The sequence below is a fragment of the Sphingomonas sp. FUKUSWIS1 genome (genome assembly GCF_000733135.1).
GTDB lineage: Bacteria > Pseudomonadota > Alphaproteobacteria > Sphingomonadales > Sphingomonadaceae > Sphingomonas > Sphingomonas aerolata.
Map to the genome: position 1 here is coordinate 1 of NZ_JPJC01000059.1, position 22,619 is coordinate 22,619.

Below are 22,619 nucleotides of genomic sequence, written 5' to 3' on the forward strand. Positions count from 1 at the left end.
GGATGCGCGGCGGGCCGATGATGCAGGCCGACACCGATCGCGACGGCGTCCTCACCCGCGCCGAAGTCGTCGCGCAGGCAGAGGCCCAGTTCGCCCGATTGGACGCCGACGGCGACGGCATCGTGACCGCCGCCGAACGCCACGCGGCGCGCGAAGCGATGCGCGACCGTCGCGAGGCCCGGATGGCGGCACGCGGCAAGACGCTCCCGCCCGAGCGCGCAGGCATGGCGGACGGCAGGAAGGGCCAGATGATGCGCGGCAGGCGCGGCGGCGATGACGGCGTGCTCACACGCGCCGAATTCATCGACCGTGCCGGGCAGCGTTTCGACCGGATGGACGCCAATCATGACGGACGGCTCGACGCGGGCGAGCGGCCCGATCGCCGTGCGATGCGCCATGGTCGCGGGCACCGGATGGACCGGCCGGGCGGCGACACCGATCAGTAATCCGCCCCCCTGCCCCTGCGTGCCGGACGGTCTGCGATCGTCCGGCGCTTCCTTTGGACACGCACCATGCTAGACGTCGCCCCCATGGGAGACATGCCGCATCTGTTGCTCGTCGATGACGAGCGTTCGATCCGCGAGCCGCTGGCCGCCTATCTGACCAAGCAGGGATTTCGCGTCACGCAGGCCGGCGACGCGGAAGCCGCGCGGACGCGGCTGACCGCCTATGCGATCGACCTCGTCATCCTCGACATCATGATGCCGGGCGAGGACGGGCTGAGCCTGTGCCGCCACATCGCCGCGACCAGCGACGTGCCGGTCATCCTGCTGACCGCGCGCGCCGAGGAAACCGACCGGATCGTCGGGCTGGAAATGGGCGCCGACGATTATGTCGTGAAGCCTTTCTCGCCGCGCGAACTCGCGACGCGGGTGAAGGTCGTCCTGCGCCGCGCCACCGCGGGCGGCGCACGTCAGCATGCGCCCGAGGCCAATTCCTACGCCTTTGCCGGCTGGGTTCTGAAATCGGGCGAACGCGCGCTGGTCGACCGCGAAGGCGTGTCGGTGCCGTTGTCGACCGGCGAGTACAACCTGCTGCTCGCGCTCGTCACGCGACCGCGCCAGGTCCTGACCCGCGACCAGCTGCTCGATCTGACCCAGGGGCGCGAGGCCGCCGCGTTCGATCGCGCGATCGACAACCAGGTCAGCCGGCTGCGTCGCAAGATCGAGGCGGATGCCAAGACGCCCGAACTGATCAAGACGGTCTGGGGCGGCGGCTATACGCTGGCGGCAGAGGTCATCCGCCTGTGATCGCGCACCCGTGACGGCGTCCCGGCCCTGGCCGCGCAGTCTGGCAGGGCAGATGGCTCTGCTGATCGCACTCGCCCTGTTCGTCGCGCAGGCGATCAATTTCGGGCTCATCCTTCGCGACCGGACCGAATTCCGTCTCGCCCAGGCGACGCGACCGGTGGCGACCCGGATTGCCGATGCGCTCGAACGCGAGGCGCATGCCGGGCGACCGCTGACCGCCGACCGCGGCCGGGTCCGTCGCCTCACCGCCAATCCGCTCGCCCCCTTCGCCTATCAGCGGCATCCGGAGGTCGCGGCGGAACTCCGTCGCCAGCTTGCCGACCAAGGGCTGACGGTGGGCCGGATCGATACCGGTCTGCGCCCGGTTTCCGACGACGATGCCGGGTCCCGGCGGCGGGAGGGTCGTCGCAACGCCGACCGGCGGGGCGACCTGCAGGGCCCCACGCTGGTGATCGCGGTCGAACAGCCGGGCCGCGGGTGGCTGGCGATCACCGCGCCGTGGCCGCAGCCGGGTTGGCGGCTGCTGTTCGCACTGTTGAGCCAGACCGCGATCCTGTACGTCATCGTGCTGTTGCCGGTGCTGTGGATCGTCCGGCGGATGTCGCGCCCGTTGCGCGATCTGCGCGCTGCGGCGGAGGCGTTCCGGCCGGGCGAGCCGGGTATCGCGCTGTCGGTTCGCGGCCCCGACGACGTCGCCGCGCTGGTCGGCGCATTCAACGCGCTGCGGCTGCGCGTCACCGCGATGCTCGACGAGAAGGATCGGATGCTCGGCGCGATCGGCCATGACCTGCGCACGCCGCTGGCAGCACTGCGTGTTCGTATCGAATCGGTCGAGGACGACACCGATCGCACGCGGATGGCGGACACGATCGCCGAGATGAACCGCACGCTCGACGACATCCTGTCGCTTGCCCGGCTCGGCCGTCCGAGCGAGCCGCCGACCGATGTCGATCTGGCGGCGCTGGTCGACGCGGTGGTCGAGGATTTCCGCGATATCGGTGACAATGTGACGTTCGTCGAGGCGGGGCGGCTGCGGATGCACTTGCGCCCCTCGCTGATCCGACGTGCAGTTCGCAACCTGATCGAGAATGCGGTCAAATATGGTGTTTCGGCGGAGGTCCGCGTCGAGGCGGATGCGCATCGCGTCGCGATCGTCGTCGCCGATCAAGGACCCGGGATCCCCGAGGATCGCATGGGCGACGTGTTCGACGCGTTCACCCGGCTGGAAACGTCGCGCAATCGTGAGACCGGTGGCATCGGACTGGGCCTCGCGCTCGCCCGCGCCATCATCCGCGAGGCCGGCGGCGAGATCCGCCTCGTCAACCGCACCGGTGGCGGCCTGGACGCGATCATCGAACTCCCGCGCTGAGGCGTAGCCGGGCGCACACGTCCACCCAAAACCCGTCATCCTGGGCTCGACCCAGGATCCAGAGCCACGCATGCTGCGACATTGGGCTCTGGATCCTGACTTTCGTCAGGATGACGGAGGTTGTGAAGCCAGCGGGCCGAAGCCCCTAGTCCTCGACGATCTGGCTGTTCGTCCGCGTATCCTTCATCCGCAGATACACGATCAGCGACACCGCGATCATGCCGGTTACATACCAGTAGAAGCCGCGCTCGAACCCGGAATCCTTGAACTTGAGTGCGACATATTCGGCGGTCCCGCCGAACAGCGTGTTGGCGAGCGCGTAGGGCAACGCCACGCCCAGCGCACGGATATGCGCGGGAAACAGCTCGGCCTTCACGACCGCATTGATCGAGGTGTAGCCCGTCACGATCAGCAGCGCCGCCATCACGAGCAACCCGGCATAGACCGGGTTGGTCGCCGTCTCGAGCGCAGTGAAGATCGGATAGGTGAACAGCACGCCTGCAATGCCGAACGCGATCATCAGCGGCTTGCGGCCGACCCGATCCGACAGCCCGCCCGCGATCGGCTGGAGCAGCATGAACACGAACAGCGTCGCGGCATTGATCTGGCTCGCCACCTCACGGCTGAAGCCGCTCGTGTTCACCAGGAACTTCTGCATGTAGATGGAGTAGGCATAGAAGGCGAGCGTGCCGCCTGCCGTCAGCAGCATCACCGTCATCGTCTCGCGCGGATGCTTGGTGATCAGCTGGAGGAAGCCCGACTTGGGCTTGCCGTCGCCCGCCTCGGACTTGGCATTCTCGAAGCTCTGCGTTTCGGCCAGCCCGCGACGAATGTAGAACACCACCACGGCCAGGACCGCACCGATCGCGAACGGAATGCGCCAGCCCCAGGAATCGAGTGCCGCCTCGCTCATCGTCGACTGGAGCACCAGCAGCACGCAGATCGCGAGCAGCTGTCCCGAGATCAGCGTGACATACTGAAACGACGAGAAGAACCCGCGGCGATCCTTGCCCGCCATCTCGGTCAGATACGTCGCCGACGCGCCATATTCACCGCCGACCGACAGCCCCTGCATCAGGCGTGCGATCACCAGCATGATCGGCGCGAACACGCCGATCGTCTCGTATCCCGGCGTGCAGGCGATGATCAGCGACCCCGCGCACATCAGCGTCACCGCAACGGTCAGCCCCGCCTTGCGGCCGTGGCGATCCGAATAGACCCCCATGATCCACGCGCCGATCGGTCGCATCAAAAAGCCGACGGCAAAGATCGCCGCCGCGCTCAGCAGCTGCGCCGTGCGGTCGGTTGAGGGGAAGAAGTGCGGCGCGAAGTAGAGCGTGAAGGCCGAATAGACGTACCAGTCGAACCATTCGACGAGATTGCCGGTCGATCCGCCGATGATCGCTTTCAGGCGTGTCTTCTGATCGGGGGCCATTAGTTCGCGTCCTGTGCGGCTTGGGTTGGGGCGAAGCCGCGCTTCTTGAGCAACGCGTTCACATCCGGGTCGCGACCGCGAAAGGCGCGATACGCCTCGGCACGATCGGTCTCGTTACCCGTCGACAGCAGGAGCCTTGCGAACTTGTCCGCGGTCGGCTTGTCCCAGGGGCTGCCCGCCTCCTCGAACGCAGCGAACGTGTCCGCGTCCATCGTCTCGGACCAGAGATAGCTGTAATAGCCCGCCGAATAGCTGTCGGACGAGAACAGATGCTGGAACTGCGGCACGCGGTGCCGCATCACCAGCTGCTTGGGCATGCCGATCTCGGCGAGCGTCGCCGCCTCGAACTTGTCCGGGTCGATCACGCCATTGGCCACGGTGTGGATCTTCATGTCGACGATCGCCGACGACAGATATTCCGCGGTGGCAAAGCCTTGGTTGAACGTCCGTGACTTCTCGATCTTGTCGAGCAGATCCTGCGGCATCGCCGCCTTGGTCTGGTAATGCCGCGCATATTTGTCGAGCACGTCGCGAGTGAGCAGCCAATGCTCGTTCACCTGGCTCGGATATTCGACGAAGTCGCGCGGCGTCCCTGCAAGGCCCGGATACTGGACGTTCTGCAGCATCGCGTGGATCGCATGGCCGAATTCGTGGAACAGCGTCTGCGCATCGTCGAGGCTGATCAGGATCGGCTCGCCAGGTGCGCCCTTGGCGAAATTGTTGTTGTTCGACGACAGCACCAGCTGCGCCGGGGCCAGCCCGCGCTGCCCGCGATAGGTGTTCGCCCAGGCGCCCGACCGCTTGCCCGTCCGCGCGAAATCGTCGCGATAGAACAGCCCGACATCCTTGCCGGCCTTGTCCGTCACGCTCCACACACGCATGTTCGGCTCGAACACCGGCACCGTGCCGGTGATCTCCTTGAAGTTCAGCCCGTACAGCCGGTTGGCGGCGTAGAGCGATCCCTGGATGATGTTGCCGAGCTCGAAATACGGCTTGAGCTGCGCCTGGTCGAGATCGTAGCGGCTCTTGCGGACCTTCTCCTGGTAGAAGCGGTAATCCCAGGGCTCGATCGTCAGCGACGTGCCGGCGATCTTCTGCATGTCGGCGACTTCCTCGGCGACGCGTCCCTTGGCGGCGGGCCAGACACGCATCATCAGGTCCATCGCCGCGGCGGGCGTCTTGGCCATCGTGTCCTGCATCCGCCAGTCGGCGTGCGTCTTGAACCCGAGCAGATGCGCGCGGTCGGCACGCAGCTTGACGATCTGCGCGATCGTCGCGTTCGTGTCGTTGGCATCGCCGTTATCGCCGCGATCGACGAACGCGCGCCACACCTTCTCACGCAGGGCGCGGTCGGTCGCGTAGGTCAGCACCGGATCGACCGCCGAGCGCGTGTTGACGATCGCGAAGCCCGGCAGCTTGCGCTCGGCCGCCGCGGCCTTGGCGACGGCCTTCACGCTGTCGGGAAGCCCGGCCAGCTGCGCCTCGTCGGTGACCGAGATCGCCTTGCTCTCGTCGGCGAGCAGCTTCTCGCCAAAGGTCGAGAACTGCGTCGCCAGCTGCTGGTTATACTGGGACAGCTGCGCCTTCTGCGCATCGTTCAGTTTCGCGCCCTGGCGCACATAGCTGTCATAGATCCGCGTCACGAGCCGGATCTGCTGCGCGTCCAGCCCACTCGAGTTGCGCGCGTCGTAGATCGCCTGGATCCGCGCAAACAGCGGCTTGTCGAACGTGATGGCATCCGACGCGGCGGAGAATTTGGGCGACCATTCGCGGTCGAGCTTCTGATAGGCGGGCGTGTTCATGTTGCCCGTCATCACGCCGAACAGCGTCATCACCTGCCCGTAGCGCTTGCCCGCAAGCTGCATCGGCACGATCGTGTTCGCGAAGGTCGGCTTGGCCGGGTTGTCTGCGATCTTGCGATATTCGGCGGTGCGCTCCGCCAGCGTCGTCTCGAACGCCTGCGGGAACAGTTCGGGGCGGACCTTGTCCCAGGGCGGCACCCCGCCTGCGGGGCCGGTCCAGTCGGCAAGCAGCGGATTGGCGGAGGGCGCGACCGCGGTCTGCGCCATGGTAGATGCTGACGCCATCAATGCGGCTGCACTGATTGCGAAGGGTAGAAAATGCACATGGTTCTCCCGGACGATGTTGACGCCATCATAGAGACAATGTGCAGATGCGGAACCCCGCGTACCGCGGCGGCACCCCCCGGCCCGCGCTGGCAGGCCGTGTCCATGGTGCCAAAGGACCGGTCAGGCTGCCCGGGACTAGACGTCGTCAGACGCCTCTGAATGCCCATCCATAGCGTTTAAAGGCGGGGTCTGCTGTTCAGCCAAACGTGCCGCCTCGATCAGCCGGCGGCCCGTTTCGGCCGCCGCCGCGGGCGTCATCGCGATCGCCAGGCCATTGGGACCATCGAGCGTCACCTGCCCCTGCTCGGCCGCCGCTACGCCCGGCTCGTCCTCCGGCTTCAACCTGTCGTTCATGCAAAGGCTCCGGCGGGGGTGGCGCTCGTCCCGTAAAGATAGTCGGGATGAAATTCCCCAACACTCGCCAGCCCGGCTGGATCCATGATCTCGACGGTATTTGCCCGGAATGTCACCAGCTTGCGCTCTCGCAGCAGGCGCAGCACGCGATTGACGTGGACGCCGGTGATGCCGCAGGCCTCCGCTAGATCGGGCTGGGTCATCGGCAGCGCGTAGCGGCCGTCCTTCGCCAAGCCGACCATCGCCAGTCGTGCGTAAATCTCGCAGAACAGATGCGCCACGCGGCCCTCGGCGCCGAGCCGCCCCATCCGGAAAATCCATTCGCGGTGCATCGCCGCATCGAGCAAAGTGCTGAACCAGAGCCGCTGCGTCAGATGCGGATGCCGTTCCGTAATCGTCTTCAGCGTCGCATGGTCGAACGTCGCGACCTTTACTGGCCCCAAAGTCGCGACGTCATGATCCAGCCGCTTCATCGGGAAGGCGTGAAGATCGACAAAATCCCCCGGGATATGGACGGCGACGAGCTGCCGCAGACCATCCCGATCATCCATGTAACGGCAGATGAACCCTTCGAGCAGCAGTGTGCTCGTCTGGACGGGCTGGCCGGCACGCACGAGGCGATGGCGCGGCGGCAGCGACCTTACCTCGGCGACGCTGTCCTCCAGGATCTGCTTTTCCTGTGCGCTCAGGTCCTCGCGGCCTCGGCCCAGCAAGAATTTTTCCGTCAGCATGCCTGTTTCCCCACCGCAATACCGCGCACGTGACGCGCTCATCAGCGGATTCATATTGATCGAGATGAGTCAATCGCGTCGAAGGCGAAACAAAGCCGCCGGCCATCTGTTCCTCGTCGACCATGTATCAGCCGCAATCCCAAAACGACCATCCGCTCGCACGCGCGTTCATCGCGACGATCAAGGACACTGCCTTCCCGTGTGTCGGCGCCAAGTCGGCGCTGGCGAAGGGGCAGATGGACATCATCGTTGCGCGCGACCTTCGATCGGCATGGGACGACCTGCGCATCCTGCCCATGTTGGGCGACACGGTCCGCAAATATCACCAGGATCGCGCGATCTTCCGTACGCTCGTGGTGTTGTTCGAAGGCCCGGCCGACAGTGCCACGCACCTGAGCGAAGAGGAATTCGAATCGCACCTCTGGGCGCGGGCCCAGTCGCTGAGCGACAAGGACGCGTGGCTAGGCCATCGTCCCGATCCCTCGGTCAGCGCCGATCCCGACGATCCGCATTTTTCGCTGAGCTTTTCCGGCGAGGCGTTTTTCGTCGTCGGCCTGCACCCGCAGGCGAGCCGTCCCGCACGGCGTTTCGAGGCGCCGGCGATGGTGTTCAACCTCCACGACCAGTTTGAGGTGCTGCGGACGCAACAGCGCTACGACAAGCTGCGGACGTCGATCCTGGCGCGCGATCTCGAGCTGGCGGGGTCGATGAACCCGATGCTTGCGCGCCACGGCGAATCGAGCGAGGCACGCCAGTATAGCGGGCGGGTCGTCGACGATTCCTGGAAATGCCCGTTCAAGCGGAGCAGTGCACATGGTTGAGACGATCAGTCCCCGGTCGGGGACAGCCTTCACGCTCGATCGCGGCCAGACGCTGACCGTGATCGATCCCGAGGGCCGGCAGGTCGCCGATCTGCTGGCCTATAGCCGCGCCGACACGCGCGAGGTGATTTCGTCCGGGCGAACGCTGGACTATGCCAGCCGGCTGTACTTGACCACCGGCGACCGGCTCTATTCGAACCGCAGCACCGTGATGCTCGACATCATCGCCGACGATGTCGGCCGGCATGATTTCCTGCTGACGCCGTGTTCGAAGGAAACCTTCGCGATCATCTACGGCGACACCGATCCGCACCGGGGCTGCTTCGGCAATCTCGCGGCCGCGCTCGCGCCTTATGGTATCGAGCCGGACGCGATCCCGGTCGCGTTCAACTGCTTTATGAACGTGCCGATCGATGGCACGACCGGGGCGTTCACGGTCGAACCACCGCTCAGCCGCGCCGGCGACACCGTCACGTTCCGCGCAGAGATGGACCTGATCATCGGCCTGACCGCTTGTTCTGCGCTCCAGTCCAATGGCGGCGCGTTCAAGCCGATCCAGTACCGGATCGACTGACGCAATGTGCCCTTTGGCGCCGAAACGCCGAGGGTACGCTTACAGCAAGGCGTCGAGTAGTCCGATCAACGGCCGGTCGGCAGGTGGCATCGGCAGGTCGTGCATGTCCATCGGGCGGACCCAGCGTAACGCGGTCGCTTCGAGCGCGCGAGGCACGCCGGTCCATTTGCGCGTGATGTACAGCAGCAGAAGCAGATGCCGGTCGTCGAGCGGCGCACTGGCAAACGCGGCGGGGGCAAGGCAGGCCTGCGGCACGGTGATCGCCAGTTCCTCTTCAAGCTCGCGGATTAAGGCGGCTTCGGGCGTCTCGCCCGGCTCGACCTTGCCGCCCGGAAACTCCCACAGCCCGGCCAGCGAGCGGCCCTCGGGGCGCTGCTGCAGCAGGACGCGGCCGTCCGCATCGACCAGCGCTGCGGCGACGACCGGCAATAAGTAAGCGGCTTTGGTCATTCATTAATCTCCGCGCTGTATAGGGCACGCAATGAGGCCGAAGCTGATCGTCGTAAAGACCATGCGTCGCAAGATCCGCGCCGCTGCGACCGCGCTCATCACGGACCGGCGCGGCGCTACTGCAGTTGAATACGGGCTTATTCTTGCGCTCGTCGTTCTCGGCATGATCGCCGGACTCGTCTATCTTGCTGATGGCATCACGGCGCTCTGGGGCATGCTGCACAACCGAGTCGCTAACGCGCGCTAACCATAGCAAAAATCTGCCCGTTTAAGCTTTTCTCAATGGGTCACGTCTAGTCACCAAATTGCTGATCCGGTGTAGCCCCGGGCGGCCGGGTGACTGATGCTTTTAACGATGGAGACCGGAATGCAGACGCTTCGGAAGATTTTCAAGAATACCAAGGGCGCAACCGCAATCGAGTACGGCCTGATCGCCGCGCTGATCGCCGTCGCAGCCATCGCCGCGATGCAGGGCCTGGGTGGCAGCCTGAACAAGACGTTCAACAACGTCTCGACCAAGCTGAACGGCTCGACGACCTGATCTGCTCGGTCCCAGGATCGAAACGAAACGCATAGGGCGGCGGATCTTCGGATCCGCCGCCCTTTCGTTGTCGGGCTCAGAGACGGCCCATCTTGAGGAACTTGGCCTGGCGCTCCTTGCGCAGCTCGACCGGCGACAAAGGAACGAGCGAGTCGAGTGCATCCGTCAGCGCGCTGCCCAGCGCGTCGATCGCCACCGCGCGGTCACGGTGCGCGCCACCCAGCGGTTCGGGGACGATCGTGTCGATCACGCCGAACGCCTTTAGATCCTGCGCCGTGATGCGCATCGCCTCCGCGGCCTCGGCCGCCTTGTCCGCGGTACGCCACAGGATCGACGCACAGCCTTCGGGGCTGATCACCGAATAAATGGCATGTTCGAACATCAGCACGCGGTTGCCCGCCGCCAGCGCGACCGCGCCACCTGATCCGCCCTCGCCGACGATCGCCGAGACGATCGGCACGCCTGCGTTCAAGCAGGCTTCGGTCGACCGGGCGATCGCCTCCGCCTGTCCGCGCTCTTCCGCCTGGATGCCGGGAAACGCCCCCGACGTGTCGACCAGCGTCACGATCGGCAGGCCGAAACGGTCCGCGAGTTCAACGAGGCGGATCGCCTTGCGATAGCCCTCGGGCTTGCCCATGCCGAAATTGTGCCGCAACCGGCTCGCGGTATCGTCGCCCTTCTCATGGCCGAGCACCATGATCTTGCGGCCGCGGAACGTCGCAAAGCCTCCCAGGATCGCCTGGTCGTCGCCGAACGCCCGGTCACCGGCGAGCGGCACGAATTCCTCGAACAGCGCGGCCGCATAATCCTTGAAGTGCGGCCGCTCGGGATGGCGCGCGACCTGCGTCTTCTGCCACGGCGTCAACCGGGCGAATGTGTCCTTCAGCAGCTTGTCGGATTTCGCCTGCAACCGCATGATATCGGCGGACAGATCGAGATTGCCATCGCTGGCGGTCTCACGAAGTTCGTCGATCCGCCCCTGCAGTTCGGCGATGGGTTTCTCAAAGTCGAGGAAGCTTGGCATCCGCGTCGGTTACGGGGCGCGCGCCGGAACGTCAACGTGAGGTCGCGTGCTCAGGATCGGTCAGGGGGTGGCGGGTGTTGACGAGCTCGATGAGTTTGCTCGCCTCGACATGCGTATAGATCTCCGTGGTCGCGATATCGGCATGCCCGAGCATCGCCTGCAACGCCCTCAGATCGGCGCCCCCCGCGAGCAGATGCGTCGCGAAGGCGTGGCGCAGGACATGCGGGCTGACGCGGTCGGGGGGCACCCCCGCCTCTGCCGCCAGCGCCTTGACGATCTGGTACAGGCGAATTCGTGACAAATGCCCCTTGCCTGAGGGGAACAGCCAGGGCTGATCCGCCGCGACGTGCGTGCGCCACAGCGCGACGGCGGCACGCGCCCGGTCCGAGATCGGCACGAGCCGCTCGCGTCCGCCCTTGCCGCGCAGGATCAGGAACGGCCGGTCGGGGTGCACCGCGGCGCGTGGCAGGCTGACGAGCTCGGTCGCACGCAGCCCCGATCCGTAAAGAAGTTCGATCAGCGCGGAGAGCCGCAGGTCGACCGGATCCATCGGATCGCGCGCCACGCGCTCGACGATCGCGGCGAACAACCGGTCGACATCGCCGTGGCTGAGGATCTTCGGCAAGGGGCGTGCCGTCCCTGGCCGCGGCAGTGCCTTGCCCGGATCGTCACTGCGATGCCCTTCGTCCGCGAGAAATCCGAAGAACCGGCGCAAGGCTGCAGACTTGCGGCCGACCGTCGCGCGCGACAGGCTGCTCCAGCTGTCCGCCAGCCGCCCCAGCGCATCGCCGTCCGCGCCCGCCAGCGCACCCTCGGCAACGCGTGATGCGAGCATGAGATCGCTGCGATACGCCGCAATCGTGTTCGGCGCAGCGCCCGATTCCGCCGCCATCATCTCGAGGAACCGCTCGATCAGCGCCCGGTCGCTCGCCGCCGGCGGCGCGCGCTCGACCGCATCCGCCCCGGCGACCGCATCGGTCATGATCGGGCCCGCGTCACGCGCGCGCGATTGCCTCAGCCGCGATCATACGCGCCTCGCCCTCAAGACCCACAGCGCGCAACGCGGCGACGATCCGGTACAAGGCCTCGGGCGGCATGCCGTGCCAGCTGGCGGTCTGCATGCCCGTCGCCGCGAGCAGCGCGACCGTCCCCGGCTGGCCCGCTCGCGCTGCCGTGTCGAGCGCACGCGTCCAGCCATTTTCGGTGCCGATCGGAACCGCCAGCGCCTGCGCAGCCCGTTCGATATCGCCCGCGCTCAGACGGCCGAGCCCGGCCAGTCCGGCGAACAGCAGACGCTGCTTCAGGGCCGAATCGCCCCGACCACCGCTATAGGCCGCAAGATCGCCATAGCTCAGGCGACCGGTCGCATCGGGATCCGCCAGCGCGATCATCGCCCAGCCATCGCCCCCCTTGGCGACCGTGCCGCGCCAGCGCGCCGCAGTCCGGTCGAGCCCCGCGGACAGCATCGCAGCGACCATCCGGTCCGCATCGCGTTCGCCATTTGCGGGCGGGATCCGTGCCGCCGCCCGCGCGGTCAGCACCATACGGGCATAGGACGGCCACGCGTCCTCCGCCTTGCCCCAGATCGATCGCAGCGCGGTCATCCGGCCTTCGGCATTGCGGTCGGCATAGGCGGTGCGCAGGTCCTGCACGGTCGCGGCCACCGCGCTCTGCACGCTGTCGTCCGCCTCCGCTGCGGCGTAGAGATCGACCAGCGCCGCGCTCGACAGCACCCCTTGCGCCGCGGCGGCGTCCGCGGCAGGCAGGCGGTCGGCGATCGTCATCGCAGGCGACAGCGCGCGCCAATAGGTCGCCTGCACACCCACGGTCCGGTACAGCGCATCGGGAACGGCGACCCCGGTCGCCATCGCCAGGCCGAACCGCCACGAGGTCAGCTGGTCGACCGAATCCCATTCGATCGTGACCGCCTGACGCCCCTGCCCCCCTGCGCCGACGACCTTCTGCGCGAGCAGCATGTCGACGCCCGACGCGACGTTGCGGCGCCGTGCCGCGGTGATCAGCGTGCCGGCCTGGGTCGGCGATCCCGACAGCCCCGCGCACATCGCCTGCGCCATCGTCCAGCCGCGTGCCGGCGCGCGTAGCATCGCGCCCTCGACGAGCGGGCACAACGCCCCCGGATCGCCCGCGGCGAGACCGGCATTCATCGCCACCTGATAGAGTTTGGGTGTGTAATTGCCGGTATCGACGCCCTGCACCACCGCACGCGCGGCGACGGACTCGCCCATGCGCAGCAACAGCCAGGCGCGCTCGGCGGCGAAATCCGCGCCGTTGACGCCGACCGGGGTCTCGACCCGCGACACGAGCGCTCGCCGCAACAGGATCGACATCCAGCGCGACGGGAGCGGCGCACTCAACCGCCGCATCAGCGTTTCGAGATAGGGGCCCTCGGCATCGCCGAACGCGTCGGCCGCAAGGCCGCCCTCGCCGGGACCGATCGGCCCCACACGGTCGAGCGAACGGCGGGCCGAGGCCGGCATCTCATATTGCGCGAGCACCGCCGGATCGATCGGTGGCGGCGTGTCAGCGGCAGGCGTCGTCGTCAGCGGCGCAACGCTGCCATCAGGTGCGGGCAGCGGCTGGATCGTCGCCATCCCGGCCGGCGGCGCTGGAACGGGAGCGCCGGGGGACGCGGTCGGGCCCGAAGACGGGGTCGTCGGTGCGGACCGGGCTGGTGCCTGTCCGGGCGGCTGGGACTGCGTCGGGTTGGCGGACGGGGGAGTCCGCCGCGGTGCAGGCGCCGGTGTTGGCGTCGTGTCACCGAAACCGGGCGGCAGAAGTGATTCCGGTCGGTCCTGCCCGATCGCCGGCGCGAGCGCGGCAAGGCTGCAGGCGGCGGCGAGCGCCGCCAGCGTGACCTTAGGACAGGTTCGCAAGCGTCACGGCCTTCTCGACTTGCGTCTGCGGGCGCTCCGTGGCGCGTCCGGCGAGCAGGAACAACCCACCGACGACGACGACCAGGATAACGACGACCGAGACTATCAGGCGGGACATACGCAAAACCTTGTAAAAGACTGATAGGACATTGGTGACGGATGCGAATAGGCATGCGGATGCCGTTTCCCCCCGCGCAGTGCCGCTGTATAGCGCGGACCGCGATGTTGCAAAGCCACAACCCGATTGCCCCCTGGAGCGGCCCCCCGATCGTGCTCGTCGGCCTGATGGGCGTGGGCAAGACCACCGTCGGCCGCCGCCTCGCGCACCGCTTGCGGCTGCCCTTCGTCGACGCCGATCACGAGATCGAGGCCGCGTCCGGCATGAGCGTGAGCGAGATCTTCGCCAAATATGGCGAAGCCTATTTCCGTGACGGCGAGCGCCGCGTGATCGCGCGGCTGATCGACGGCACACCGAAGGTCATCGCGACCGGCGGCGGCGCGTTCATCAATGACGAGACTCGCAGCCTCATCCTCGCCGAAGCCACCGCGATCTGGCTCAGCGCGCCGCCCGAGATCCTCGTCGAACGCGTCGGGCGTCGCAACACCCGCCCGCTGCTGCGCAACCGCGACGCGGGTCAGGTGCTTGCCGAGCTCGCTCGCGTCCGCAACCCGATCTACGCCAAGGCGCATATCCATATCGCGAGCAACAAGGCGCCGCACGAGGCGACCGTCGCCTCCATCCTGAAAGCCATCGGCCTATGACCGTCATCACCGTGAACCTGGGCGCACGGACCTATCCGATCCACATCCAGGCAGGGTTGCTCGAGGATGCCGGCGATCATCTGGCGCCGCTCGCGCGCGGTCGGACGATGGCGATCGTCACCGACGAGAATCTGAGCGGCCATCTGGCGACGCTGCAGGCGTCACTCACGGCGCACGGCGTCGCGAGCGAGGCGATCGTGCTTTCGCCCGGCGAGGGATCGAAGAGCTGGGCGACGCTGGAACGGCTGTGCGACCGCCTGCTCGACATCGGCATCGAGCGCGGCGATCACGTCGTCGCGCTTGGCGGCGGGGTGATCGGCGATCTCGTCGGCTTTGCCTGCGCCATCCTCAAGCGCGGCTGCCGCTTCGTCCAGATCCCGACCACGCTGCTCGCGCAGGTCGACAGTTCGGTCGGCGGCAAGACCGCGATCAACACGCGTGCGGGCAAGAACCTGATCGGCGCCTTCCACCAGCCGGCGATGGTCCTGATCGATCCGCAGGTGCTCGACACGCTGCCGATCCGCGAGCTGCGCGCGGGCTATGCCGAGGTGGTGAAATACGGGCTGATCGACGACCCCGCCTTCTTCGCCTGGTGCGAGACGAACGGCGCGGCATTGCTCGCCGGCGACATCGCACTCCGCGAATACGCCATCATCCACAGCGTGTCGGCAAAGGCGCGCATCGTCGCGGCCGACGAGCATGAGACGACCGGCACGCGCGCGCTGCTCAATCTGGGTCACACCTTCGGCCATGCGCTCGAGGCCGAGACGGGCTTCTCGCAGACGCTGATCCACGGCGAGGGCGTCGCGGCAGGCTGCGCATTGGCATTCCGCTATTCGGCGGCCCACGGACTGTGCCCGCGCGACGAGGCCGATCGGGTGGCGGCGCATTGGCGCGCGGTTCAGCTGCCCGACGGATTGGCCGGCGCGCATGTCGCCGCGGATGGCGCGACGCTCGTCGATCACATGCGCCACGACAAGAAGATGGCGGCGGGCACCCTGCCCTTCCTGCTCGCCCGCGGGATCGGCCGGACCTATCTCGACACGACCGTCGACCTCGCCGACGTCGCCGCCTTCCTCGACGCGGAGCCCCGCTGATGCCCAATGGCGTCGCCAAGCAGAACCTGCCGACGAAGATTTGCCCAGCCTGCGAACGGCCGTTCACCTGGCGCAAGAAATGGGCGCGAGACTGGGATTCGGTGATCTACTGCTCGGATGCCTGCCGCAAGAAGCGATAGCACAGCAGCACCGTCAGCTGCGCGCTGCGCTCCACGCCAGCCACAGCCAGCCGCCAATCAGCAACGCGCCGCCGATCGGCGTAATCGCACCCAACCAGCGCGGCGCCCCCAGCGCCATGGCGTAGAGCGTCAGCGCAAAGATCGCCGCACCGATGACGAACAGCCATGCCGGCCCCCGCGCCTCCGTTCGCACCGCGACCAGCGCCGCGACGACATGGATCAGCTGATACTGCGCGCCCGTCTTCAACCACTCCACCGCGGGACCGCTTGCACCGTGCGCACCGAACGCGCCCGCCGCGACCGCGATGGCGCCCGACAGCGCCGCCAGAACTGCGAGCATCATTGTGGATCATTCCCCCATGGAAAGCGCTGCGCGGTCTCGGTGCGCGCCGCACGAATGTCGCCGGCGGCGATCTGGATGCGCAACCGCTCCTTGTCGCGCGCCCGGTACGCTTCCTCCGCGCGATCGATCTCGGCCGGCGCAACGCCGAGCCCACGTAGCGCCAGCCGCGCCATCTTGACCGCCGATTCGAGAACCTCGCGAACGACATAGGTCGCCGGGCCGTTCTTCAGCTTGACGAGCGTGCGGCGATCGAACGCGCGGACATAGATCTCGGCCTTGGGAAACGCCTCGTGAATCGCCGCTATCGTCTCCGGCTCGATCTGATCGCCGTCGATGCACATGCAGATGAGTTCGGCGTCCGCCGCCCCCGCCTGGCGCAACAGGTCGAGCCGGGTGCCGTCGCCGTAATAGACCTTGGCGCCGAACTCGCCTGCAATGTCGATCATCTCGATATCGGTATCGATCAGCGTGACCGGGATGCCCTGTGCCAGCAGCATCTGACCGACCGTCTGCCCGAACCGGCCATAGCCGACGATGATCGCATTGGCGCCATCGGCGACCGGACCCTCCCGATCGGTGCCCGGTGCAATCGGCTCGGTCCGGAACCGGCGGGTAATCCCCATCAGGAACGGGGTCGTCGCCATCGACAGCGTGATGATCGCGCCGAACAGGCTCGCTGCTTCCGGATCGATCAGCAGCCCCGCCTGGGCCTGTGCGAACAGCACGAAGCCGAATTCGCCGCCCTGGCTCAGCAACAGGCCGAGCGCGAAGGCCTGCCGCCAGGTCATCTTGAACGCCATGCCGATCGCCATGATCACGCCGGTCTTCGTCGCGATCAGCGCCGCGGCCATCGCCAGCACGAACAGCGGCCGCTCGGCGATCGCGCCGAGATCGAGCAGCATGCCGACCGCGAGGAAGAACAGTCCGAGCAGAATCGATCGGAACGGCTCGACATCGGCCTCAAGCTCATGCCGGTACGGACTGTCCGCGAGCATCACGCCGGCGATGAACGCGCCGAGCGCGGTCGACAGGCCGAGCCATTCCATCACTGCGGCGCTGGCGATGACCGTGAACAGGCCGGCGAACACGAACATCTCGCGCTCGCCCATATTGCCGATCAGCCGGAAGAACGGCCGCAACAGGAACCGCCCGGCGATGATCAGCCCGACGACCGCGGCGACCGTGTAGAGCGCTAGCAGCCATCCAGGCGGCGCATTCGCATCGGCGGGATTGCGGCTCATCGCCGCAACGATCGTGATCAGCGGGACGATCGACAGATCCTGAAACAGCAGGATCGAGAAGGCGCGCTCGCCAAAGGGCGTCCGCATCCGCCCCGAGGATTGCAGCATCGGCAACACCTGCGCGGTCGACGACAGCGCGAGCGGCAGTCCTAAGGCGAGCGCGGCGGGCAGCGAGAAGCGCGCGCCGAGCCACACGATCGCGGTGATCGCCAGACCGCAGGCAACCACCTGCATCAGGCCCAGACCGAAGATTTCATGCTTCATCCGCCACAGCCGGCTCGGGTTGAGCTCGAGCCCGACGATGAACAGCAGCAACGTGATACCGAGTTCGGCAAACCCGAGCTTGGCCTCCGCGTCACCCACCAGCCCCAGGACATGCGGCCCGACGACCGCCCCCGCGACGAGATAGCCCAGCGTCGCGCCGAGGCCGATCCTTCGGAACAGCAGTACGAACACCAGCCCGAAGCCGAGCAGGACCACCCCGTCGCGCAAGAGCGACGTCGGCGTGCCGTCATGCATCAGACATCGGTCCCGGCAGACGCGCTCGCAGGGGCCGTGACCGACACCTCCGCATGACCCGACGCATTGTTAGCCGCGGCCTCGGCCGCCTCCGCCGCCGCTTCGAAAGCGAGGCGGATCGACGGATGCCGCGCGGTATAGTCGAGTGCGGGTGCGAAGACATCCATCCCGGGCCAGTCGGGCGCATCGCCGGTGCGCGCGAGCCAAGCGGTGATCGCATCGCGTGCCGCCGCCAGCTCCGCAGGCGTCCGCCCGACGATGCTCGAGGCGAGCAACGACGAGGACGCCTGACCCAACGCACAGGCGCGCACCAGCAACCCAACCGCGGCGACGCGCCCATCCGCGCCCATATCAACGTCCACCGTCACGCGGCTGCCACAGATCGGCGAGCGGCGTTCCGCAGTCGCCATCGGCGCGGTCAGGCGCTCATGATACGGAATCGACGCGGCAAGACGCAGGATCTCGGCATTGTAGAGTGGGGCGTTCATGGGGTCGGCTCACTTGCGGTATCGGATCGGGAAACGTTCGGCTTCGTGCCGAACACCGGTTTGCCGCGACGGCGGCGATCGACGAAATCGGCAATGCTCGCGCTCGTCGCATTGAGCAGCGGATAGGTGCGCGAGCGGGTCATCCATTCGGGCCGCCGCGCCGCACCGCCACTCATCGTGTCGATCACCAGCGTCGCCAGCAGGAAGACGAGGCTTGCGAGGATCAGTCCCTTCAGCGCCCCGAACCCGAATCCGAGCGCGCGATCGACCGGTCCCAGGATCGAAGTCCGCGTCCGCGCGCCGATCGCGTTGGCGACGAGCCGCCCGCCGATATAGGTCAGCCCGGTGATAAGCGCGAAGGCGAGGACCGCTGCGCCGCTGACCGTCCCGATGACCGGCGTCAGCGCGGCCGCGACGGGGATGTGGAACAGCTTGAGCATCGCCACCATCGCGACCCAGGCGAACATCGAAAGCACCTCGGTCACGAACCCGCGAATCAGGCCGAGTACGGCGGCGCCGGCAACCGCGAGCAGGACGATGACATCGAGGGCGGTGAGGTTCATGATCTCTGGAATAGGGACGAGCGCCGCGAACCGCTAGTGCAGCCGCACGAACCGCCCGTTCATCGCCACCCCGCGGTCGCCCGCCCCGACGCCGGACGCCTCGCCCCGCCTCATCCCCGCCCGAGCATGTGGTCGACGAACGCGGCGAGCGTCTTGAACCCCGATAGCCGCATGCCGCTCTTCTCGTCGCTCATCGACGCGGGGACCAGCGCGCGCTCGAACCCAAGTTTGCTCGCTTCCTTCAGCCGCAGCGGACCGTGCGCGACCGGCCGGATCTCGCCCGACAAGGCCACCTCGCCGAACGCGACCGCATCGACCGGTACGGGACGCTCCGCCATCGCCGATATCAGCGCCGCGGCGACCGCGAGATCGGCGGCGGGATCCTGCACGCGGTACCCACCGGCAATGTTGAGATAGACCTCGGCCGACGAGAAGCTCAGCCCGCACCGCGCCTCGAGCACCGCGAGGATCATCGCCAGCCGCCCCGAATCCCATCCGACCACCGCGCGCCTGGGCGTCGCGCCGCTCGCCAGCCGCACCGTCAACGCCTGGATCTCGACCAGCACGGGTCGCGTCCCCTCCAGCGCCGGGAACACCGTCGCGCCGGTCATCGCGTCGTCGCGCGTCGTCAGGAACAGCGACGATGGGTTGCCGACCTCGGCCAGCCCCTCGGTCTGCATCGAGAAGACGCCGATCTCGTCGGTGCCGCCGAAGCGGTTCTTGATCGCGCGCAGGATCCGGTACTGGTGACTGCGCTCGCCTTCGAAGCTCAGCACCGTGTCAACCATATGCTCGAGCACGCGCGGCCCCGCGATGCTGCCGTCCTTGGTCACATGGCCGACCAGCACGACCGCGGTCCCGCGCTCCTTGGCGAACCGGATCAGCTCCTGCGCCGATGCCCGCACCTGGCTGACCGTACCGGGTGCGCCTTCGATCAGGTCGGAATGCATCGTCTGAATCGAATCGATCACCAGCATCGCCGGCGGTCTTGTCTGCAATGTCGTCAGGATGTCGCGCGTCGAGGTCGCCGCCGCGAGTTGCACGGGCGCATTGCCGAGCCCGAGACGCCGCGCGCGCAGCCGGACCTGGTCCGCCGCCTCCTCGCCCGAGACATAGGCCACCGACTGGCCGGCAAGCGCCATCTTCGCTGCCGCCTGCAACAGCAAGGTCGACTTGCCGATCCCGGGATCGCCGCCGATCAGCGTCGCCGATCCTTCGACAAAGCCCCCGCCCAGTGCGCGGTCGAGCTCGGCGATACCGGTCGCCATCCGGTCCGGCAGCTTGATCTCCGCATCCAGCCCGACAAGCTGGATCGCACGGCCGCCGGTCTGCAGATTGTGCTTCGAATGAAACGGCGTCGCGGCGGTATTAGCCTCCTCGACCAGCGTGTTCCACTCGTGGCAGTCGGCGCATTGCCCGGCCCAGCGCGATGCGACCGAACCGCACGCCTGACACACATACCGTTTCTGAATTTTCGCCATCGCCGCGGTGTAGCCAGATAGGAACGATAAGGGAACAGCGATCACCCGCGCCGCGAAACGCCACCGCCTCGGCGACAGAGGATTGTCTGGCGCTAACCGACGGGCAACGCTATCCGCCCGAGCGATGCAGCCGACCGACCTCCGCGTGGCCCTGTTTAGCGGCAACTATAATTACGTCCGCGATGGTGCGAACCAGTCGCTGAACCTGCTCGTCGGCCATTTGCTGTCGCGTGGCGTCAAGGTGCGGGTCTATTCGCCGACGGTCGCGGAGCCCGCCTTCCCCGCGATCGGCGATCTGGTCGACGTGCCCGCGATCCCGCTGGTCGGCGGACGCGGCGAATATCGCGCCGCACTCGGGATCACGCCGCGCGTCCGCCACGACATCGACGCGTTCGCCCCCAATATCGTTCATGTCTCGGCGCCAGAGTTTCTCGGCCATGCCGCGGTCGCCTATGCGCGCAAACGCGACATCGCGACCGTCGCCTCCTTCCACACCCGGTTCGAGACCTATTTCCGCTATTACCGGCTCGGCTTCCTCGAGCCGATCGCGAAGAAGCGGCTGACGCGCTTCTACAATCGCGTGGAAGAGGTCCTGGTGCCCGGACCCAGCATGGCCGAGCTGCTCCGCGGCTGGGGCGTGAAGTCGTCGATCGGCATCTGGTCACGCGGTATCGATCACGCGCGGTTCGACCCGGCGCGCCGCGACACGGCCTGGCGCCGGTCGCTCGGCATCGCCGACGACGAGATGGTGGTCGGGTTTCTCGGCCGGCTGGTCAAGGAAAAGGGCCTCGACGTCTTTGCGGACGTGGTCACTGAACTGCGCCGCCGCGGCGTGCCGCACCGTGTCGTCGTCGTCGGCCAGGGTCCTGCGCGCGACTGGTTCGCGGGCCATGTCCCCGAGGCCGTGTTCGCCGGCTTCCAGTCGGGCGACGCGCTCGGACGCGCAGTCGCGTCGATGGACGTGTTCTTCAACCCGAGCATCACCGAGACCTTTGGCAACGTGACGCTCGAGGCGATGGCGGCGGGCGTCCCCGTGGTCGCCGCGCGCGCGACCGGCGCGGTCGACCTGATCGAGGACGGCACGACCGGCTTCCTCGTACCACCCACCGATATCGGCGCCTATGCGGATGCGATCGGCCGGATCGTGTCGGATCCCGCGCTCCGGCAGTCGATGGGCGAAGCCGGGCACGCCAAGGCCGCGGGCTATCGCTGGGACACGATCAACCAGACGGTGCTCGACACCTATCTCGCGGTGATGGCGCGCCGGCACCGGTGATTGAATGCGACGCGCGACCGTCCGGTTACGCGTCTACCCAATCGAACGTCAGCGGCGCCTCGCGAAACGCGAACCGGTCGAGATGGCTCGACACCACGTCGCGCATCCGTTCGACATCCCCGCCCTCGGGCACCGACAGCGCGACGTCGAGCGTCTGGCTGTCCGCGCGCATCTCGAGCACCGCACCACCCGGAAACGCGATACGCCCCTCCTGTTCGGTGAAGCGCACCTCCATCTTGTGGCTCCAGTGTTTGGCAAGCTGCTGAAGATACCGGCTCGCCGACTGCGTCGGCACGCGTGCGATCGACACGCTCACTTCACGCGCTCGATCTTCTGGACGACCTCGTCGATCAGCGCCGCCACCTGGTGCGCCGCCTCTTCCGAAAAGCCGTCGCCGAGCAGCCGGTCCTGCACCGCATGGCGCAGATTGCCCATCGCGCGCCGGATGGGGGCCCGATCCGCGCGTTCCCGGTGCTCGCCGACCGCCGCCAGCCGCGCCATCAACGCCGCGACCTGCTCTGCATTCTCGTCGAGATGCGTGGTGCCGGCCGGCGTGATCGCAAAGCGCTTCTTGGCGCCCTCGGACTGCTGCTCCTCGATCAGCCCCATTTCGTCGAGCAGCGTTATCGTCGGATAGACCACGCCCGGACTCGGCGCATAGGCGCCCCCGGTAAGCTCCTCGATCGCGCGGATCAGGTCATAGCCGTGGCGCGGCGAATCCGCGATCAGGCTGAGCAGGACGAGGCGCAGTTCGCCCCCGTCGAACATCCGCCGCTGCCGCCCGCCACCCGGCCGCTCACCCTCACCCGGCCCCCAGGCGAAGGCGAAGCGCCCGCCGCCCCGGCCGCCGCCATAGCCGCCGCCCATCGCGGCATGGTGTCCGTCACGATGACCGCATCCGCGGCCGTGCATGTGCATGAACATTCGAATCTCCTGTCGAGCGCATCCCGATACGTGCAAGATATATCTTCAGCTGCGCTTCGCAAGATCTCTCAAGATATATCTTTTGCATGTCTTGGGCAGGAGACGCGTCATCAGACAGCGGAACGCGAGGCTAGGCCCAGGGTGGCACAGTCGTCCGTATCGACTACATTGCGAGCATGGCCGACCTTTTCGCGGGTTTCGAACCCGCCCCCC

At 67.2% G+C, this 22,619-nt stretch carries 27 protein-coding genes; 11 read left to right on the forward strand and 16 right to left on the reverse strand.

Translation table 11 applies throughout. The annotated features are described in order from the left end of the window. From sphsw_RS04685 to sphsw_RS04695, 3 genes are all read left to right on the forward strand, one after another. The coding region (locus tag sphsw_RS04685; RefSeq protein ID WP_042466582.1) for a hypothetical protein at positions 1–446 on the forward strand (446 nt) is incomplete at its 5' end. An 84-nt stretch (positions 447–530) separates the two neighbouring features. After that, complete coding sequence (locus tag sphsw_RS04690) at positions 531–1,250, forward strand: response regulator (protein WP_031395033.1); 720 nt, start codon at positions 531–533, stop codon at positions 1,248–1,250. A 52-nt stretch (positions 1,251–1,302) separates the two neighbouring features. Beyond that, complete coding sequence (locus sphsw_RS04695) at positions 1,303–2,619, forward strand: sensor histidine kinase (protein ID WP_081874133.1); 1,317 nt, start codon at positions 1,303–1,305, stop codon at positions 2,617–2,619. A 145-nt stretch (positions 2,620–2,764) separates the two neighbouring features. Here sphsw_RS04695 and sphsw_RS04700 read toward each other — a convergent pair whose 3' ends face one another. The 4 genes from sphsw_RS04700 to sphsw_RS04715 form a co-directional block, all read right to left on the reverse strand. Then, the gene (locus tag sphsw_RS04700) at positions 2,765–4,054 is read right to left on the reverse strand and encodes an MFS transporter (RefSeq protein ID WP_031395035.1); all 1,290 of its coding nucleotides are present in this window, start codon (positions 4,052–4,054) and stop codon (positions 2,765–2,767) included. Beyond that, positions 4,054–6,180: a M3 family metallopeptidase gene (locus tag sphsw_RS04705; RefSeq protein ID WP_031439598.1), complete on the reverse strand. Its 2,127-nt coding sequence runs from the start codon at positions 6,178–6,180 to the stop codon at positions 4,054–4,056. The genes sphsw_RS04700 and sphsw_RS04705 overlap by 1 nt, the downstream gene beginning before the upstream one ends. A 138-nt stretch (positions 6,181–6,318) precedes the next feature. Beyond that, positions 6,319–6,537 carry a hypothetical protein gene (locus sphsw_RS04710; RefSeq protein WP_042466584.1) on the reverse strand — a complete coding sequence of 73 codons (219 nt, stop codon included), beginning with the start codon at positions 6,535–6,537 and terminating at the stop codon, positions 6,319–6,321. Continuing rightward, the gene (locus sphsw_RS04715) at positions 6,534–7,268 is read right to left on the reverse strand and encodes a Crp/Fnr family transcriptional regulator (RefSeq protein ID WP_031439599.1); all 735 of its coding nucleotides are present in this window, start codon (positions 7,266–7,268) and stop codon (positions 6,534–6,536) included. The genes sphsw_RS04710 and sphsw_RS04715 overlap by 4 nt, the downstream gene beginning before the upstream one ends. Positions 7,269–7,390: 122 nt before the next feature. Here sphsw_RS04715 and gntA point away from each other — a divergent pair, with 122 nt between their 5' ends. Beyond that, positions 7,391–8,089, forward strand: coding sequence for a guanitoxin biosynthesis heme-dependent pre-guanitoxin N-hydroxylase GntA (gntA, locus tag sphsw_RS04720; protein ID WP_031439600.1), 699 nt, complete (start codon positions 7,391–7,393; stop codon positions 8,087–8,089). Further along, a complete protein-coding gene (locus tag sphsw_RS04725; RefSeq protein WP_031439601.1) occupies positions 8,082–8,663 on the forward strand; it encodes a DUF1989 domain-containing protein in 582 nt (193 codons plus the stop codon). Before gntA ends, sphsw_RS04725 begins: the two co-directional genes overlap by 8 nt. A 39-nt stretch (positions 8,664–8,702) precedes the next feature. On the opposite strand, the gene sphsw_RS04730 is transcribed toward sphsw_RS04725, so the two are convergent. Beyond that, complete coding sequence (locus tag sphsw_RS04730; protein ID WP_031439602.1) at positions 8,703–9,113, reverse strand: (deoxy)nucleoside triphosphate pyrophosphohydrolase; 411 nt, start codon at positions 9,111–9,113, stop codon at positions 8,703–8,705. 31 nt (positions 9,114–9,144) lie between these two features. Between sphsw_RS04730 and sphsw_RS04735 the strand changes: the two genes are divergently transcribed. Together sphsw_RS04735 and sphsw_RS04740 are read left to right on the forward strand one after the other, a co-directional pair. After that, positions 9,145–9,360, forward strand: coding sequence for a Flp family type IVb pilin (locus tag sphsw_RS04735; protein ID WP_081874134.1), 216 nt, complete (start codon positions 9,145–9,147; stop codon positions 9,358–9,360). A 120-nt stretch (positions 9,361–9,480) separates the two neighbouring features. After that, positions 9,481–9,654: a Flp family type IVb pilin gene (locus tag sphsw_RS04740; protein ID WP_031396231.1), complete on the forward strand. Its 174-nt coding sequence runs from the start codon at positions 9,481–9,483 to the stop codon at positions 9,652–9,654. Positions 9,655–9,730: 76 nt separating this feature from the next. Here sphsw_RS04740 and sphsw_RS04745 read toward each other — a convergent pair whose 3' ends face one another. Genes sphsw_RS04745 through sphsw_RS20745 form a run of 4 tightly spaced genes read right to left on the reverse strand, consistent with a single transcriptional unit; the run spans position 9,731 to position 13,690 of the window. Continuing rightward, the gene (locus sphsw_RS04745) at positions 9,731–10,678 is read right to left on the reverse strand and encodes an acetyl-CoA carboxylase carboxyltransferase subunit alpha (protein ID WP_031396232.1); all 948 of its coding nucleotides are present in this window, start codon (positions 10,676–10,678) and stop codon (positions 9,731–9,733) included. A gap of 31 nt (positions 10,679–10,709) precedes the next feature. Next, complete coding sequence (locus sphsw_RS04750) at positions 10,710–11,660, reverse strand: tyrosine-type recombinase/integrase (protein ID WP_042466585.1); 951 nt, start codon at positions 11,658–11,660, stop codon at positions 10,710–10,712. 13 nt (positions 11,661–11,673) lie between these two features. Beyond that, positions 11,674–13,572: a hypothetical protein gene (locus sphsw_RS04755; RefSeq protein ID WP_031439605.1), complete on the reverse strand. Its 1,899-nt coding sequence runs from the start codon at positions 13,570–13,572 to the stop codon at positions 11,674–11,676. Further along, positions 13,556–13,690, reverse strand: coding sequence for a hypothetical protein (locus tag sphsw_RS20745; protein WP_260171443.1), 135 nt, complete (start codon positions 13,688–13,690; stop codon positions 13,556–13,558). The genes sphsw_RS04755 and sphsw_RS20745 overlap by 17 nt, the downstream gene beginning before the upstream one ends. Before the next feature lie 104 nt (positions 13,691–13,794). On the opposite strand from sphsw_RS20745, the gene sphsw_RS04760 reads away from it, so the two are divergent. The 3 genes from sphsw_RS04760 to sphsw_RS18690 are packed head-to-tail and all read left to right on the forward strand — an operon-like array spanning position 13,795 to position 15,571. Continuing rightward, a complete protein-coding gene (locus sphsw_RS04760) occupies positions 13,795–14,334 on the forward strand; it encodes a shikimate kinase (protein ID WP_031395245.1) in 540 nt (179 codons plus the stop codon). Then, complete coding sequence (gene aroB, locus sphsw_RS04765; protein ID WP_031439606.1) at positions 14,331–15,431, forward strand: 3-dehydroquinate synthase; 1,101 nt, start codon at positions 14,331–14,333, stop codon at positions 15,429–15,431. Before sphsw_RS04760 ends, aroB begins: the two co-directional genes overlap by 4 nt. After that, positions 15,431–15,571 (forward strand): DUF2256 domain-containing protein, encoded by a 141-nt coding sequence (locus tag sphsw_RS18690; RefSeq protein WP_081874135.1) that lies wholly within the window; start codon positions 15,431–15,433, stop codon positions 15,569–15,571. The genes aroB and sphsw_RS18690 overlap by 1 nt, the downstream gene beginning before the upstream one ends. Before the next feature lie 13 nt (positions 15,572–15,584). Here sphsw_RS18690 and sphsw_RS04770 read toward each other — a convergent pair whose 3' ends face one another. The 5 genes from sphsw_RS04770 to radA form a co-directional block, all read right to left on the reverse strand. Further along, positions 15,585–15,914 (reverse strand): DUF423 domain-containing protein, encoded by a 330-nt coding sequence (locus sphsw_RS04770; protein ID WP_031439607.1) that lies wholly within the window; start codon positions 15,912–15,914, stop codon positions 15,585–15,587. Continuing rightward, complete coding sequence (locus sphsw_RS04775; RefSeq protein WP_031439608.1) at positions 15,911–17,674, reverse strand: cation:proton antiporter domain-containing protein; 1,764 nt, start codon at positions 17,672–17,674, stop codon at positions 15,911–15,913. The genes sphsw_RS04770 and sphsw_RS04775 overlap by 4 nt, the downstream gene beginning before the upstream one ends. Beyond that, complete coding sequence (locus sphsw_RS04780) at positions 17,674–18,162, reverse strand: iron-sulfur cluster assembly scaffold protein (protein WP_037529006.1); 489 nt, start codon at positions 18,160–18,162, stop codon at positions 17,674–17,676. The genes sphsw_RS04775 and sphsw_RS04780 overlap by 1 nt, the downstream gene beginning before the upstream one ends. Continuing rightward, on the reverse strand, positions 18,159–18,725 hold the full coding sequence (locus sphsw_RS04785) for a CvpA family protein (protein ID WP_031439610.1): 567 nt from the start codon (positions 18,723–18,725) through the stop codon (positions 18,159–18,161). The genes sphsw_RS04780 and sphsw_RS04785 overlap by 4 nt, the downstream gene beginning before the upstream one ends. Before the next feature lie 110 nt (positions 18,726–18,835). Continuing rightward, positions 18,836–20,206, reverse strand: coding sequence for a DNA repair protein RadA (gene radA, locus sphsw_RS04790; RefSeq protein WP_031439611.1), 1,371 nt, complete (start codon positions 20,204–20,206; stop codon positions 18,836–18,838). Between the two features lie 124 nt (positions 20,207–20,330). On the opposite strand from radA, the gene sphsw_RS04795 reads away from it, so the two are divergent. Then, entirely contained in the window at positions 20,331–21,482 is a 1,152-nt protein-coding gene (locus sphsw_RS04795; protein WP_031439612.1) for a glycosyltransferase family 4 protein, read from the forward strand. A gap of 25 nt (positions 21,483–21,507) precedes the next feature. Here sphsw_RS04795 and sphsw_RS04800 read toward each other — a convergent pair whose 3' ends face one another. Both sphsw_RS04800 and sphsw_RS04805 read right to left on the reverse strand, forming a co-directional pair. Next, the gene (locus sphsw_RS04800; RefSeq protein WP_031439613.1) at positions 21,508–21,798 is read right to left on the reverse strand and encodes a DUF2218 domain-containing protein; all 291 of its coding nucleotides are present in this window, start codon (positions 21,796–21,798) and stop codon (positions 21,508–21,510) included. Further along, entirely contained in the window at positions 21,795–22,406 is a 612-nt protein-coding gene (locus sphsw_RS04805; RefSeq protein WP_031439614.1) for a PadR family transcriptional regulator, read from the reverse strand. Before sphsw_RS04805 ends, sphsw_RS04800 begins: the two co-directional genes overlap by 4 nt. Positions 22,407–22,619: the final 213 nt, after the last annotated feature.